Annotated in this window: 16 protein-coding genes; 13 read left to right on the top strand and 3 right to left on the bottom strand. The window is 68.5% G+C overall.

Annotated features, from left to right (window positions below; all coding sequences use genetic code 11):
• The first annotated feature begins 78 nt into the window (after nucleotides 1–78).
• The 3 genes from M8R19_RS12060 (at nucleotide 79) to trxA (ending at nucleotide 2,196) form a co-directional block, all read left to right on the top strand.
• Nucleotides 79–525, top strand: coding sequence for a YbaY family lipoprotein (locus M8R19_RS12060; RefSeq protein WP_116422787.1), 447 nt, complete (start codon nucleotides 79–81; stop codon nucleotides 523–525).
• Nucleotides 522–1,181, top strand: a complete 660-nt coding sequence (locus tag M8R19_RS12065; protein ID WP_249917908.1) for a class I SAM-dependent methyltransferase — start codon at nucleotides 522–524, stop codon at nucleotides 1,179–1,181. The genes M8R19_RS12060 and M8R19_RS12065 overlap by 4 nt, the downstream gene beginning before the upstream one ends.
• Before the next feature lie 145 nt (nucleotides 1,182–1,326).
• Nucleotides 1,327–2,196, top strand: coding sequence for a thioredoxin (trxA, locus tag M8R19_RS12070; RefSeq protein WP_116422789.1), 870 nt, complete (start codon nucleotides 1,327–1,329; stop codon nucleotides 2,194–2,196).
• Nucleotides 2,197–2,525: 329 nt separating this feature from the next.
• On the opposite strand, the gene M8R19_RS12075 is transcribed toward trxA, so the two are convergent.
• Nucleotides 2,526–2,888 carry a hypothetical protein gene (locus M8R19_RS12075; protein WP_249917909.1) on the bottom strand — a complete coding sequence of 121 codons (363 nt, stop codon included), beginning with the start codon at nucleotides 2,886–2,888 and terminating at the stop codon, nucleotides 2,526–2,528.
• A gap of 135 nt (nucleotides 2,889–3,023) precedes the next feature.
• Here M8R19_RS12075 and M8R19_RS12080 point away from each other — a divergent pair, with 135 nt between their 5' ends.
• The 10 genes from M8R19_RS12080 to M8R19_RS12125 all read left to right on the top strand — a co-directional run bounded on the left by M8R19_RS12080 (nucleotide 3,024) and on the right by M8R19_RS12125 (nucleotide 12,892).
• Nucleotides 3,024–3,590: a DUF2796 domain-containing protein gene (locus tag M8R19_RS12080; protein ID WP_249917910.1), complete on the top strand. Its 567-nt coding sequence runs from the start codon at nucleotides 3,024–3,026 to the stop codon at nucleotides 3,588–3,590.
• An 8-nt stretch (nucleotides 3,591–3,598) separates the two neighbouring features.
• Entirely contained in the window at nucleotides 3,599–4,306 is a 708-nt protein-coding gene (locus M8R19_RS12085; protein ID WP_249917911.1) for an ABC transporter ATP-binding protein, read from the top strand.
• Between the two features lie 2 nt (nucleotides 4,307–4,308).
• Nucleotides 4,309–5,574 carry an ABC transporter permease gene (locus tag M8R19_RS12090; protein WP_249917912.1) on the top strand — a complete coding sequence of 422 codons (1,266 nt, stop codon included), beginning with the start codon at nucleotides 4,309–4,311 and terminating at the stop codon, nucleotides 5,572–5,574.
• Nucleotides 5,575–5,583: 9 nt separating this feature from the next.
• Nucleotides 5,584–6,111, top strand: coding sequence for a DUF3299 domain-containing protein (locus M8R19_RS12095; RefSeq protein ID WP_074982026.1), 528 nt, complete (start codon nucleotides 5,584–5,586; stop codon nucleotides 6,109–6,111).
• 135 nt (nucleotides 6,112–6,246) lie between these two features.
• On the top strand, nucleotides 6,247–6,966 hold the full coding sequence (locus M8R19_RS12100) for an OmpW/AlkL family protein (RefSeq protein WP_074982028.1): 720 nt from the start codon (nucleotides 6,247–6,249) through the stop codon (nucleotides 6,964–6,966).
• Nucleotides 6,967–7,463: 497 nt separating this feature from the next.
• A complete protein-coding gene (locus tag M8R19_RS12105) occupies nucleotides 7,464–7,994 on the top strand; it encodes a fimbrial protein (RefSeq protein ID WP_083426797.1) in 531 nt (176 codons plus the stop codon).
• Between the two features lie 215 nt (nucleotides 7,995–8,209).
• Nucleotides 8,210–8,968: a fimbrial biogenesis chaperone gene (locus tag M8R19_RS12110; protein WP_009617240.1), complete on the top strand. Its 759-nt coding sequence runs from the start codon at nucleotides 8,210–8,212 to the stop codon at nucleotides 8,966–8,968.
• A 21-nt stretch (nucleotides 8,969–8,989) separates the two neighbouring features.
• Nucleotides 8,990–11,524 (top strand): fimbria/pilus outer membrane usher protein, encoded by a 2,535-nt coding sequence (locus tag M8R19_RS12115; protein WP_135499980.1) that lies wholly within the window; start codon nucleotides 8,990–8,992, stop codon nucleotides 11,522–11,524.
• Nucleotides 11,521–12,528 carry a hypothetical protein gene (locus M8R19_RS12120; protein WP_249917913.1) on the top strand — a complete coding sequence of 336 codons (1,008 nt, stop codon included), beginning with the start codon at nucleotides 11,521–11,523 and terminating at the stop codon, nucleotides 12,526–12,528. The genes M8R19_RS12115 and M8R19_RS12120 overlap by 4 nt, the downstream gene beginning before the upstream one ends.
• Nucleotides 12,529–12,535: 7 nt before the next feature.
• Nucleotides 12,536–12,892 carry a SirB2 family protein gene (locus M8R19_RS12125; protein WP_009617233.1) on the top strand — a complete coding sequence of 119 codons (357 nt, stop codon included), beginning with the start codon at nucleotides 12,536–12,538 and terminating at the stop codon, nucleotides 12,890–12,892.
• Here the strand turns inward: M8R19_RS12125 and M8R19_RS12130 are convergent, their stop codons facing one another.
• Nucleotides 12,893–13,831: an NAD-dependent epimerase/dehydratase family protein gene (locus tag M8R19_RS12130; protein ID WP_074982038.1), complete on the bottom strand. Its 939-nt coding sequence runs from the start codon at nucleotides 13,829–13,831 to the stop codon at nucleotides 12,893–12,895. It lies immediately after the preceding gene.
• Nucleotides 13,824–14,708: a sugar nucleotide-binding protein gene (locus M8R19_RS12135; RefSeq protein ID WP_249917914.1), complete on the bottom strand. Its 885-nt coding sequence runs from the start codon at nucleotides 14,706–14,708 to the stop codon at nucleotides 13,824–13,826. Before M8R19_RS12135 ends, M8R19_RS12130 begins: the two co-directional genes overlap by 8 nt.
• Nucleotides 14,709–14,815: the final 107 nt, after the last annotated feature.

Genomic DNA, 14,815 nt, shown 5'->3' on the forward strand with positions numbered 1-14,815 from the left:
GCCGCGCTCCCCGAGACAAGCCGCACGCTTTACGCTATACAGGCGCCGCCCTGGAAACCGCCGCGAGGGAAATCGCCCATGCCACTCCGCCTTCTCTGCCTGCTCGCCCTGGCCCTGCTGGCCGCCTGTTCGAGCAAGCAACCCGCTCCGCAGCCTCCCGCCGCCAGTGCCCCGGCCAAGGCCGCCGCGACGCCCCTGCCGGCCAACCAGCGCGAATTGTCCGGGGTGCTCACCAGCAGCCGCGGCGCGTTGCCCGATGGCGCCGAGGTGGAACTGGCCCTGTTGTTGATGGATGAACGCGACCGCCCGCAGCGCGCCCTGGCCAGCCTGGTACTGGTGGGCAACGGCGGCGCCCTGCCCTTCAGCCTGCGCTACGACCCCAGCGACTTCCCCAGCGGCGGGCGCATCGAACTGCATGCGCGGGTGGCGCAGAACGGCCAGCTGGCCTGGCGCCTGCGCCCGCTGACCATCGCCCCTGGGCAGTCCCAGGCCCTCGGCGAGCTGCGCCTGGAGCCGGCGCCGTGAAGGCCCCGCAGGACCTGCAACAGGCCCTGGGCGAACTGCTCGGCGACGCCTGCCTGGGCGCCGAGCGCCTGCCCGGCACCGACATAGCGCTGTGGCTGATCGATGCGCAGAACATGGACCGCCAGTTCAGCCCCGACGAGACCCGCCGCATCCTCGAGGAACCGCCCTACTGGTGCTTCTGCTGGGCCAGCGGCCTGGCCCTGGCGCGCTGGCTGGCCGAGCGCCCGCAGTGGGTGGTCGGCAAGCGCGTGCTGGACTTCGGCGCCGGCTCCGGCATCGCCGCCATCGCCGCGGCCAAGGCCGGCGCCGCCGAAGTGGTGGCCTGCGACCTCGACCCGCTGGCCCTGGCCGCCAGCCGCGCCAATGCCGAGCTGAACGGCGTGCAGCTGAGCTATTCCGAAGATTTCTTCGGCGAAGAAGACCGCTACGACCTGATCCTGGTCGCCGACGTGCTCTACGACCGCGCCAACCTGCCGCTGCTCAACGCCTTCCTCGGCAAGGGCCGCGAGGCCCTGGTGGCCGACTCGCGGGTACGCGACTTCCAGCACCCGCTGTACCGGCGCCTGGACATCCTCGACGCCTGCACCTGGCCGGACCTGGCCGAGCCCCACGAATTCCGCAAGGTCAGCCTCTACCACGCCAGCCGCCCCCTGTAGGAGCGGGCCCTGCCCGCGATTCGCGCGCAGGGCGCGCTCCTACAGGGACGTAGGGCGCGGTGCGGCATTGCCTTGTTTCCGTCCGCCGCGCCCCCACTTATAGTGACCAGCATCCTTTCGCCCCTTTCGCCCGACGAGAGCCCCCATGAGCGACACGCCCTACATCTTCGACGTCACCAGCGCCGACTTCGACCAGCTGGTGATCCAGAACTCCTTCCACAAGCCGGTGCTGGTCGACTTCTGGGCCGACTGGTGCGCGCCCTGCAAGGCGCTGATGCCGATGCTGGCGCAGGTCGCCGAGTCCTACCAGGGCGAGCTGCTGCTGGCCAAGGTCAATTGCGACGTCGAGCAGGACATCGTCATGCGCTTCGGCATCCGCAGCCTGCCCACCGTGGTGCTGTTCAAGGACGGCCAGCCGGTCGACGGCTTCGCCGGCGCACAACCGGAATCGGCGGTGCGGCAGATGCTGGAGCAGCACGTGCAGCCGCCGGCGGCCCCCGCCGGCAACCCCCTGGACGCCGCCGAAGCCGCCTTCGCCGAAGGCCGCTTCGCCGAGGCCGAGGCCCAGCTCAAGGCCCTGCTGGGCGAAGACAACACCAACGCCGCGGCGCTGATCCTCTACGCCCGCTGCCTGGCCGAGCGCGGCGAGCTGGGCGAAGCCGAGACGGTGCTGGACGCGGTGAAGAGCGACGAGCACAAGTCCGCCCTGGCCGCCGCCCGCGCCCAGCTGACCTTCCTGCGCCAGGCCGCCGACCTGCCCGACGCCGCCACCCTGAAAACCCGCCTGGCGGCCGATGCCGGCGACGACGAGGCCGCCTACCAACTGGCCGTGCAGCAACTCGCCCGGCAGCAGTACGAAGCGGCGATGGACGGCCTGCTGCGCCTGTTCCAGCGCAACCGCGGCTACGCCGAGGACCTGCCGCGCAAGACGCTGGTGCAGGTGTTCGACCTGCTGGGCAATGAGCATCCGCTGGTGATCGCCTATCGGCGGAAGTTGGCCAATCTGCTGTATTGAGTGGCGGGGTTCGTTTCGTGTAGGAGCGAGCTTGCTCGCGAACGGTGCCAACCGGCTGCTCTGGTGCTGGGTGTGGCGCCGTCCCCTCTCCCCAGCCCTCTCCCTGAAGGGAGAGGGGGCTTGTCCGTGCCGAGAGAGGTGATGGTTTCAGCTGGAAGCCAACGGACTAGCCGGCTAACTCAGGAATACCCAAGCGCTCCGAACGGTTCCCTCTCCCTTCAGGGAGAGGGTTAGGGAGAGGGCGCTCTCATGCCTGGCACCGGCATGGCCGGGAAACTCTGTTCGCGAGCAAGCTCGCTCCTACGAAAAGCAAAAAGCCCAAAAGCCCCCTACTCCCCCACCCAGGTAAACACCTGAGTCCCCTCCCGTACCTCTATCCTCACATCCGGACTATGCCGCAAACGCACCAACAACCCCTTGGCCGCGCCGGCACTGCCAGCCAGGGCGGCCAGTTCGTCGAGCAGTTGCGGGCCTTCGCAGTTGCCGGCCCGGCGCAACAGGTCGCGGGCCGCCTGCCACAGGCGGTCGGTACCGCTGGGCACCACCGGCTGGTTATCCACAGGCGCCACCGGAGCGGCGACAGGTGCGGCGGGCGCATGGCGCAGTGCCGCGCCCAGGCGCTGCCACTCTTCCTCGTCCAGTTCCAGGCTCAGGTCCACCGGCCAGTCGCCGATGCTTCCACGGATTCGCATGTCGGTTTCCTCCTGCATGGCCGGCATGCTCCCACGCCTGCCCGGCCGCGCCAATCTCCCGGAGCACCTCTAGCCAGCCGCAATATTTCGTTATAACGTAACGCACCCTCGATTTTCCCCTCCCGGAGACCGTCCATGCGCCCCTTGCTGCTCGCCCTCGCCCTGATCCCCTTCGCCGCCGCCCAGGCCCATGACGAACACGAGCACGGCAGCCTCGGCAAGCACGAGCACGGCGTGGCCCAGCTCAACGTCGCGCTGGACGGCAACACCCTGGAGCTGGAAGTGGACAGCCCGGCGATGAACTTCGTCGGCTTCGAGCACCCGGCCAGCAACGCCGCCGACCAGGCCACCGTGGCCGCCGCCCGCGCCCAGCTGGGCAAGCCGCTGGAGCTGGTGCAGGCGCCGGCCGCAGCCAAGTGCGGCGTCGCCGAGGTGGAGCTGGAAAGTCCGCTGTTCGGCAATGCCAAGGCCCACGAACATGACCACGACGACGATGGCGACGAGCACGAAGGCCACCAGCACAGCGACATCAACGCCCACTACAAGCTGACCTGCGCCGCGCCCGAAGCCCTCACCAGCCTCGACTTCGCCCCGCTGTTCAAGCGCTTCCCCGGCACCCAGAAGCTGGTGGTGCAGCTGATCGGCCCGAACGGCCAGCAGGGCGCCGAGCTGACCCCGGCCAGCAGCCTGCTGAAGTTCTGACGCGCCCCATGGACACCCTGCTCGAACTCCGCGACCTCGGCTTCGCCTGGCCCGGCCAGGCGGAGCTGCTGGACATCCCGCAGTTTTCCCTCGGCCGTGGCGAGACGCTGTTCCTCAAGGGCCCCTCCGGCAGCGGCAAGACCACTCTGCTCGGCCTGCTGGGCGGCGTGCAGAAGCCCCGGCGCGGCAGCATCCGCCTGCTCGGCGAGGACCTGGCGCAGCTCTCCGCCGCGCGCCGCGACCACTTCCGCGTCGACCACACCGGCTACATCTTCCAGCAGTTCAACCTGCTGCCGTTCCTCTCGGTGCAGGAGAACGTCGAGCTGCCCTGCCACTTCTCGCGCAGCCGCGCGGCCCGCGCCCGCGAGCGCCACGGCAGCGTCGGCGAGGCCGCCGGCGCCCTGCTCGCGCACCTGGGCCTGGGCGACGCGGCGCTGCTGCAGCGGCGCGCCGACAACCTCTCCATTGGCCAGCAGCAGCGCGTCGCCGCGGCCCGCGCGCTGATCGGCCAGCCGGAACTGGTGATCGCCGACGAGCCGACCTCGGCGCTGGACGCCGACGCCCGCGAAGCCTTCCTCCAACTGCTGTTCGCCGAATGCCGCACGGCCGGAGCCAGCCTGCTGTTCGTCAGCCACGACCAGAGCCTGGCACCGCTGTTCGACCGCAGTCTGTCGCTGGCCGACCTCAACCGCGCCGCCACCGCCCCCGGAATCTGAGCATGTACCTGTTGCGCCTGGCCCTGGCCAGCCTTTCCAACCGCCGTTTCACCGCGTGGCTCACGGTCTTCGCCATCGCCCTCTCCGCCTGCCTGCTGCTGGCCGTGGAGCGGGTGCGCAGCGAGGCCCGCGCCAGCTTCGCCAGCACCATTTCCGGCACCGACCTGATCGTCGGCGCGCGCTCGGGCTCGATCAACCTGCTGCTGTACTCGGTGTTCCGCATCGGCAACGCCACCAACAACATCCGCTGGGAGAGCTTCCAGACGGTCAAGGCCAGCCCGCTGGTGAAGTGGGCCATCCCCATCTCCCTGGGCGACTCGCACCGCGGCTACCGGGTGATGGGCACCGACACCGGTTATTTCGAGCACTACCGCTACGGCCGCGACCAGCAGTTGCAACTGGCCGAGGGCCGGCCCTTCGGCCAGGACCTGTTCGACGTGGTGCTCGGCGCCGAGGTGGCCGAGGCGCTGCACTACAAGCTGGGCGATCACATCGTCCTCAGCCACGGGGTGAGCACCATCAGCCTGGTGCAGCACGACGACAAGCCGTTCACCGTGGTCGGCATCCTCAAGCGTACCGGCACCCCGGTGGACCGCACCCTGCACATTTCCCTGGCCGGCATGGAGGCGCTGCACGTCGACTGGAAGAACGGCGTGCCGGCCCGCGGCGCGGGGCGTATCAGCGCCGACCAGGCGCGCCACATGGACCTGCAGCCGACCGCCATCACCGCCTTCCTGCTCGGCCTGAAGAGCAAGGTGGCGACCTTCGCCCTGCAACGGCAGATCAACGAGTACGACGGCGAGCCGCTGCTGGCCATCCTCCCCGGCGTGGCCCTGCAGGAGCTGTGGGGGCTGATGGGCACGGCGGAGAAGGCGCTGTTCGTGGTCTCGCTGTTCGTGGTGCTGACCGGCCTGATCGGCATGCTCACCGCCATCCTCACCAGCCTCAACGAACGCCGCCGCGAGATGGCCATCCTGCGCTCGGTGGGCGCGCGGCCCTGGCACGTGTTCAGCCTGCTGCTGGCCGAGGCCTTCGCCCTGGCCCTGGCCGGCGTCACCCTCGGCCTGGGCCTGCTGTACGCCGGCATCGCCGCCGCCCAGGGCTACGTGCAGGCCAACTACGGCATCTTCCTGCCGCTGGCGGCGCCGAGCGCCTATGAGTGGTCGCTGCTCGGCGGCATACTGCTGGCCGCCATACTGATCGGCTGCGTGCCGGCCTGGCGCGCCTATCGCCAGTCGCTGGCCGACGGCCTGTCGATCCGCATCTGAGTAGCCCCCATGAAAAGAACCGCCTCCACCTTCCTCGCCCTGCTCCTGCTCGCCGCCGGCGCGGCCTGGGCCGGCACGCCGCAGACGCTGACCTGGCCGCAGCTGATCCCCGAGGGCGCGCCGCCGCCCCCGCCGCCGGTGCCGCTGCACGACATTTCCCAGCTCAGCGACGCGCTCAACGCCGAGAGCGGCCCGGCGGCCAAGCAGCAGTCGCCGGCCGCCCCGGTGGTGCAGGCGCTGGACGGCCAGCAGGTGAAGCTGCCCGGCTACATAGTGCCGCTGGACGTCGGCCAGGACGGCGAGGTCAACGAGTTCCTCCTGGTGCCCTACTACGGCGCCTGCATCCACGTGCCACCGCCGCCGTCCAACCAGATCGTCTACGTGCACCAGGCCCACGGCGTGAAGATGGACGAGCTGTACCAGCCCTACTGGGTGGTCGGGCGCATGCAGGTGAAGCACATCGACAGTGACCTGGCCCAGGCCGGCTACCAGCTCAAAGCCGACGAGGTCACGCCGTACGAATACGAGGGCGAATAGCCTGCGACCATCCGCCACAGGCATTACCCCTACGAGGCAGGGGGGCTTTATTGAGCTGAATCAAGAAGGATCGCTTAGCGCCGTCTACCATGATGTCCACCAACGCTTATTCCAAAATCATGGAGCATCACCATCATGCGCAAGTCCTGGCTCACCGCCTCCCTGCTCGCCGCCGCCGTATCCACGCCGTTCGCCGCCCAGGCTGCGGACATCCAGGGCCACAAGGCCGGTGACTTCATCGTCCGCGGCGGCTTCGCCACCGTAGCCCCCAACGACGACAGCAGCGACATCAAGCTGGACGGCGGCAAGGTCGGCGGCACCAAGGCCACCGTGGACAGCGACACCCAGCTGGGCCTGACCTTCAGCTACCTGATCACCGACAAGATCGGTGTCGAGCTGGTCGCCGCCACCCCGTTCAACCACCAGGTCGACGTCAAGGGCCTGAACCGCGCCACCGGCCTGACCGGCCTGGACGGCAAGCTGGCCGACATCAAGCAGCTGCCGCCGACCGTGCTGCTGCAGTACTACCCCATGGGCGGCACCAACTCCGCCTTCCAGCCCTACGGCGGCCTGGGCGTGAACTACACCACCTTCTTCGACGAAGACCTGGCCAGCAACCGCAAGGATCAGGGCTTCAGCAACCTGAAACTGCAGGATTCCTGGGGCCTGGCCGGCGAACTGGGCTTCGATTACATGCTCAACGAGCACGCTCTGTTCAACGTTGCCGTGTGGTACATGGACATCGACACCAAGGCCAGCGTCAACGGCCCGGGCGCCCTGGGCATCCAGAAGACCAAGGTCGACGTAGACGTCGATCCGTGGGTGTACATGATCGGCTTCGGTTACAAGTTCTAAGGACCAGCCTACGGGCTGTTGCGCGTCGGCATAATTGCGATAGCTATAAAGCCTTCGGGAAATGCCGGTAGCGCTGTTCACTTAAGAAAGGATGCCGTTTCTCTTCATGGGGAAGCGGCATTTTTTCATTTGAGAGGGTCTGTGGTTTCGTTTGCGGAGTGGAGCCTTGGCCCTGCGCTCCGATCTCCGCCCCGTCATTCCCGCTCAGGACAGCCCCCTCTCCCGCTTGCGGGAGAGGGCTGGGGAGAGGGCGCTCTTAAACCCACCGGCATAGGACCCCGGTGTCCCCGCCAACGGCGTATAACCGCCAACGGTTATACGCCCTACATTCCAGGCAACTTGTTTTACTTCCTACTTTTCAATAAGTAACCCACTTATATCCGTTGCCTACCTCATTCATAGGAATACACCTACGGCGCATCAGAAGTTTCCTAATATTCGAAATTTCGGGAAGCAGGGAGAATTCACCTACCGAAAAACCTGCAAGGAAAAACACCATGAAAAATCTCACTCTTCCCGCAGCCGTACTCCTCGCCCTGGCAGCCGGTGGCGCCCAGGCAGCGACCGGTGGCCAGATCAGCTTCACCGGCCACGTTATGGAAGACACCTGCGAAGTCAGCGTGAACGGTGGCGGCGCCGATGCCTCCATCAACCTGCCGTCGATCTCCACCAGCGACTTCGACACCGTGGGCTCCACCGCCGGCGAGCAGCGCTTCACCATCGCCCTGAACGGCTGCACCGTCGGCCAGACCTACAAGGTCGACTTCGCCTCGGCCAACGTCAACCCGACCACCGGCAACCTCGCCTTCAACGGCGAAGCCATGAGCATGTCCGGCATCGAGCTGCAGATCGCCAACGAAGAACTGGAAGCCATCGACCTGCGCACCAACGCCAACAACGTCAGTAAGCCCATGGACGAAGCCGGCCCGCTGGAATTCGCCTACTACGCCCGTTACGTACAGACCTCGGAACTGGTATCGCCCGGTACCGCCGACACCGCCCTGCTGTATTCCATCCGTTACGACTGACAGCGGCCCCGGATGCATCCCCCTCCCCCATCGGGGGATGCACTCGGAATATTCATCACGCGCATGAACACATCGACGAAAGTTCATACACGGTCTGAATGAATAAACGCACTTACAAGTTCTCCGGACAACTTCACCGCCCGGGAACTTGCCAGTACCCCGGCCCCGCCTAGACTCCACCCAAAGTCCTTCTTTACAGAGAAGGAGGTTGCCCGATGCGTCCCGCTACCCACTTGTTCTTCCTGCTCGGTCTTTGCCTGCTGGCGTTCCAGGCCAATGCCAGCATCGTCATCACCGGCACCCGCGTGGTCTACCCGGCCGCCGAGCGGGACATCACCGTCAACATCCGCAACACCGGCAAGACACCGTCGCTGATCAAGGCCTGGGTGGACAACGGCAAGGGCACGCCCGGCGCCGACAAGCAGGGGCGCTCGCCCTTCATCGTCACGCCGCCGGTCTCGCGGGTCGACCCGGACAAGGGCCTGCTGCTGCGCATCGCCAACATCGACCGCTCGCTGCCCCAGGACCGCGAATCGGTGTTCTGGCTGAACGTCCTGGAGGTGCCCTCGAGCAGCCCGGACAAGGCCGACGCGGCCGCCAGCAACAACAGCGCGGGCAAGCTGCAGGTGGCCTTCCGTTCGCAGCTCAAGCTGTTCTACCGCCCGGCCAAGCTCAAGGGCGTGGCCGCCGACGCGGCGCAGCAACTGAAGTGGCGCATCGTTTCCGAGGGCGGCAAGAGCACGCTGCGCGCGGTCAACGACCTGCCCTACTCGGTGTCCCTGGCCCGCCTGCAACTGCGCTCGGGCGCCAGGCAATACGACAACGACGACCTGGACATGGTCCCGGCCAAGGGCAGCTACGGCATCGCCCTGCCCCGCGACGCGGCGGCCTGGGCCAGGCCCGGCGCACGGGTCCGCTACACCTGGATCAACGATTTCGGCGGCCTGATCGAAACCGAAGCCACCGTCGAGTAACCCTCCCCCGCGAGGTCCATCGTGTCCCCTTCGATACTGTCCCGCATCCTGCGTCTGGGGTGCCTGGGAGGGCTCTTCTGCGCCCTGCTCCCGGCCCCGGCAGTGGCCGCCGAAGGCACCGGCGAGGTGCATTTCGACCGCGGCCTGCTGGAGACGCTGGGCATGAGCACGGACGTTTCCGGGTTCGAGAAGAACCCCTCGGCGCTGCCGCCGGGCACCTACTCCCTCGACCTGACCCTGAACAAGGTGTATTTCGGCCAGCAGGAAGTGCGCGTGGTGCATACCGCCGAGCAACGCCAGGTCTACTGCTTCACCCAGGAACAACTGGAACAGTGGGGCGTGCTGCTGCCCGAGCCCGCCGCCGACGCCAAGCCCGCCAGCGGCGACTGCATCGACCTGCCCGAACGCGTGCCGCAGAGCCGCGTGGAGCTGGACGGCGCCAGCGGGGCCATCCTCCTCACCCTGCCCCAGGCCTACGTCAAGCAGCGCCCGCGCAACTATGCGCCGCCGCAGAGCTGGGATTCGGGGATCAACGCCGGCTTCGTCAGCTACACCAGCAACTTCGACCGCTCCAGCAACAGCCAGGACACCCGCAACGACCTGTTCCTCGGCCTCAACGGCGGCCTCAACCTGATGGACTGGCGCCTGCGCCACAACGCCACCTTCAGCCACGGCGACACCACCCGCCAGGGCAGCCACTACCGCACCCTGAACAACTACGCCCAGCGCGACATCACCGCGTTGTCCTCGCAACTGACCCTCGGCCAGCACTTCACCGCCGGCGACTTGTTCGACAGCATCCCCTTCAGCGGCGTGCAGCTGGAGAGCGACGAGCGCATGCTGCCCGAGAGCGAGCGCGGCTTCGCGCCGGTGGTGCGCGGCATCGCCGACAGCAATGCGACCGTGAAGATCCACCAGGGCCAGCAACTGATCCACCAGGTCAGCGTGCCGCCCGGCCCCTTCGTCATCGACGACCTGTACAACACCGGCTACACCGAGGACCTGCTGGTCACGGTGATCGAGGCCGACGGCCGCGAGAAGAGCTTCAGCGTGCCCTATTCCTATGCCGCCGAACTGCTCAGGCCCGGCGCCTCGCGCTACCAGGTGGCCTCCGGCAGCTACCGCGGCGAGGACGTCGACAACCCGCTGAAGTTCGTCCAGGGCGGCTACCGCCGGGGCCTGAGCAACAACCTCAGCGCCTATTCCGGCGCGGTGATCGCCGACAGCTACATGGCCTCGCTGATCGGCGCCGCGCTGAACACGCGCTACGGCGCCTTCTCCCTGGACGCCACCCTGTCGCGCTTCGACGCCCTGCCCGCCGACGCCGCGGGCCAGGACATGCCCGACAACGGCGAAAGCTACCGCCTGGCCTACAACAAGTCGTTCGGCGGCACCAACCTGCAGCTGTCCTACCGCCGCTCGGACAAGGGCTACCTGGGGCTGGCCGCCGCGGCCGACGCCCTGGACACCGACAACGCCAGCCTGTTCCGCGAGCGCGACCGCGTCCAGCTCAGCCTCAGCCAGGCGCTGGCCGGCGGCAGCCTGTACCTTTCCGGCGTGGGGCAGAGCTACTGGACCGGGGAGCGGCGCAGCCTGACCTTCAGCAGCGGCTTCAGCCGCACCTTCAACTGGGGCAGCCTGGGCCTGTCGGCGACGCGCTTCCAGAGCGTCGACGGCTACGACAACCAGTACCTGCTGAGCATCAGCATCCCGCTGGGCCGCGATGCCGGCGCGCCGCGCCTGAGCAGCACCCTGTCGCTGCAAGACGCGCACAACCGCTCGCTGCAGACCAGCCTCAGCGGCATCGCCGGCGAGCGCGGCCAGTGGAACTACAACCTGTACGGCAACCACAGCCAGGCCGACAGCGCCAGCACCCAGTCCTACGGCGGCAACCTCAACCTGCGCACCTCCGCCAGCGCCCTGGGCGCCAGCCTGGCGCGCGGCGACGGCTTCAGCCGCGAGTCGCTGTCGGCGCGCGGCAGCCTGGTGGCCTATTCCGGCGGCATCGCGCTGTCGCCGAGCCAGGGCGAGACCATGGCGATAGTCGAGGCCGAAGGCGCGGCGGGCGCCCTGCTGCCCCGCGGCCGCGTGCGCCTCGACGACGACGGCAAGGCCCTGCTCACGGGGCTGACGCCCTACCGCCACAACGAGATAGTGCTGGACGCCAAGAGCGCCACCGCCGACGTCGAGATCAAGGAGAACATCCAGAAGACCGCGCCGCGCTATGGCGCCATCGTGCGGGTGCCCTACCGCACCCGCAGCGGCATCTCGGTGCTGCTCGAACTGCGCCGCCCCGGAGGCCAGGAGGTGCCCTTCGGCGCCGAGGTCGGCGGCGCCGGCGAAGTCCTCGCCTACGTCGGCCAGGACAACCTGGTCTACCTGTACCTGGAAAAGGGCCGCGACAGCTACCGGGTATCCTGGGGCGAGGCGGACGAGCAGCAATGCAGCTTCACTTACGCCATGCCAGCGAAGAAGGACAAGCAGGACACCTACCGGGCCATCCCGGTCGACTGCCAGGCCGCCGCCGGCGGCCCGCCAAGCGAGGAAAGATCATGATCCACCCGCGCCGCCGCCCCCTGCTCCACTGCCTGGCCCTGGCCGCCTGCCTGCTGCAGGCGCTGCCGGCCGCCGCCGACGAGTGCCCGGTCGAGCCGAACCAGTGCTACTTCACCAACCAGCAGTTCACCTACGACGGCGAGACCTACATCAGCGCCGGCCTGCCGGTGGGCAGCGTGCTGGGCACCCTGAACCTGTCCCTGGACTACGCCTGCCGCCTGCAGGAGTACCTGGCCGGGGACGCCGGGCGCTACATCGTGCTGGGTGTGGCCAGCGAGGCCAGCCACATGCAGGGCAACGACTTCGCCACCAACCTCAACGGCCTGGTCTACCGGGTGATTCCCTCGGGCAAGGACGGCGTCGGCGTCAAGCAGGTGGGCGGGGTGGCCGAGCGCATCCAGCTGGGCATCGTCGGCGACCGCAGCCTGGGCCCCAGCGAATGCGTCAGCGGCTCGCTGTCCAACAGCTTCATCGAGGTGCTGAAGAACGGCCCGATCGACACCCCGGGGGTGTACTCGATCAACTTCCGCGAGCCGGCGCTGTTCGTCGGCTCGCGCTGGAACAACACGCCGCCGGCCTACCCCATCGACCCCTTCCCGGGCGTCGCCCTGACCTTCCTGCCCACCACCTGCGAGATGACCGACGCGCCGACGCGGGTCGATTTCGGCAGTTTCAGCAAGAACCAGTTGCCCCTGCAGCGGCGTTTCGACTTTCATTGGCAGTGCGACGGCGGCGCGGTCATCCACACCACGCTGTCACCGGCCAACGGCCAGCTCCTCGATGGCAACACCGCGCTGCTCCACGAATCCGCCGGTTTGCTGCTGAAGATCAAGGACCTGCAGAACGAGCGGTACGTAGTCTTCAACCAGCCCGTCGAGCACGTGGTCCGCACGCCGCGCTCGCTGAGCTTCGACACCGCCTTCGAGGCCGAGCTGCTGGCGGGCGCCGAGGTCCGGCCGGGGCCCTTCGAGTTCGTCGTGCTCTACACCACCGAATACAAGTGAGCGCCCCATGTACCTCTGGTTGAAGCACCTGCACATCACCCTGGCAGTCCTCAGCAGCCTGCTCTTCCTCTGGCGCCTGGGGCTGAGCTGGCGGGGCCGGCGCCTGGCCGGCTGGCAGCGCTGGGCGCCGCACCTGGTGGACAGCCTGCTGCTGCTCAGCGCCCTGGGCCTGGTGCACCTGGCCATGCCCTGGCCGCTGCCGCTGTGGCTGCAGGCCAAGCTGGGGCTGCTGGTGGGCTACATCGTGCTCGCCGCCTTCGCCATGCGCAGCGCGGCGCGCGGGCCCAAGGCACTGCTCAGCGCCCTGGCCCTGGCCTGCCTGGGCGGCATCTTCTACCTGGCGCTGAACAAGCCCTGGTGGTGATCAGCGCCCGAGCAGGCGCGCCAGGCCCTCGCCGATCGGCGTCGGCCGTTCCAGGCGGTAGTGCGCCAGCAGGCGGCCGTTGTCGGCGCGGGAATGGCGGATGTCGCCGGGGCGCGCCTCGGCGTGGCTCACCGGCGGCAGGCCGCCGACCAGCGCGCCGATCTCGCCCAGCAGCTGGTTCAGGCTGGTCACCTGGTTCAGCCCGACGTTGACCGCCCCTTCCGGCACCTGCGCTGCCTCCAGCGCCTGCACCAGCAACTGCACCAGGTCGGCGACGTAGATGAAGTCGCGGGTCTGCTCGCCGTCGCCGAACACGCTGATCGGCTGCCCGGAGAGGGCGCGCTGGGTGAAGATGCTGATCACCCCGGAATAGGGCGAGGACGGGTCCTGGCGCGGGCCGTAGACGTTGAAGAAGCGGAACACCGCCGGCTCCAGGCCATGCTGGCGGCGGTAGAAGTCGAAGTAGTACTCGCCGGCCAGCTTGTCCGCGGCGTAGGGCGTCAGCGGCGCCTTGGGCAGGTCCTCGACTATCGCCGTGCCTTGGCCGTTTTGGCCGTAGACGGCGGCGCTGGAGGCATACAGCACACGCTTCACCCCGGCTTCGCGCAGAGCTTCGCAGAGGTTCAGGGTGCCGATGAAGTTGCTCTGGTGGGTGGCCACCGGGTCGTCCACCGAAGCCTGCACCGAGGCCACCGCGGCCAGGTGCGCCACCGCCTGGCAGCCCTGCAGGGCGCGGCGGACCACAGCCGCGTCGGCGACGTCGCCGACCAGCAGTTCCACCTCCGCGGCGAGGTTCTCGCGCTTGCCGGTGGACAGGTTGTCCAGCACGCGGACCTTGAAGCCGCGCGCCAGCAGCGCGTCGGCCAGGTGCGAGCCGATGAAGCCGGCGCCGCCGGTGATGAGGATGGGGGCGGCGGATGCCGGGGAGATGTCAGCCATGACGGTAGTAACGGTCCAGTAGGGTCGGCAGCGCTGCACGCCAGGCGCGCGGCTTGATGCCGAAGGTGTGAAGGATTTTCTTGCAGGCGAGCACCGCGTGCTGCGGTTCCTCGCTGGCGTCCGGGCGCGCCGCGTGGGCCTGGGCGACGGGGTCGCGCAGGGCCTGGCCGGTGAGGGTGCGGGCCTCGGCGATGATCACCTGGCCCAGGGCCAGGGTGGTGGTGGCCTCCAGGCCGCCGTAGTGGTAGGTGCCCCACAGCGGCGCCTGGCAGTCCAGCTGCTTGAGCACCGAGAGGATCACCCGCGCGGCGTCGTCCACCGGGGTGGGGTTGCCGCGACGGTCGTCCGCCAGGTACAGCTCGTCCTCGCCCAGGGCGCGGCTGAGGAAGCGGTCCAGGCTGCCGCCCGGGCTGTCGTCCAGCAGCCAGCCGAAGCGCAGCAGCACGTGGCACGGGCAGGTGGCGCGCACCCACTGTTCCATGCGCCACAGCGCCTGGCCGCGGCGGCCCAGGGGCAGCGGCTCGTCCTTCTCGCTGTAGGCGGTGGCGCGGGCGCCGTCGAACACGCGGTAGCTGGAAGGCTGCAGCAGGAGAATCTCGTAGTGCTGGCAGAGTTCGGCCAGGCGCTCCACGGCGCGCTCCTGGCCGGCCAGGCGGGCATCGTCGACCTGCTCGGCCTGGAACCAGTCGTGGTAGTAGGCGAGGTTGATCACCGCGTCGGGGCGGGTCTCGTCCAGCAGCAGGGTCAGGCTGGAGGCATCCCAGCCCTGCTCGGGCGGGCGCGGGGCGAGGAAGCCGATGTCTTCCTCGGCTCCCAGGCGGATCAGCGCCTGTCCCAGGGCATTACCGCCACCCAACAGCATCAGGCGCATACGCATCTTCAGGGGGTCACTCGAATCGTGGGCCACGGCCGGCGGCGTTTCGCCGACGCTTTGCCGGCATTTTTCCTGCGCACCGGAACAGCGTCAAGCGCGGCGCCACGCGC

The sequence above is a fragment of the Pseudomonas sp. R3.Fl genome (assembly GCF_023516765.1).
Taxonomy (GTDB): Bacteria; Pseudomonadota; Gammaproteobacteria; order Pseudomonadales; family Pseudomonadaceae; genus Pseudomonas; species Pseudomonas citronellolis.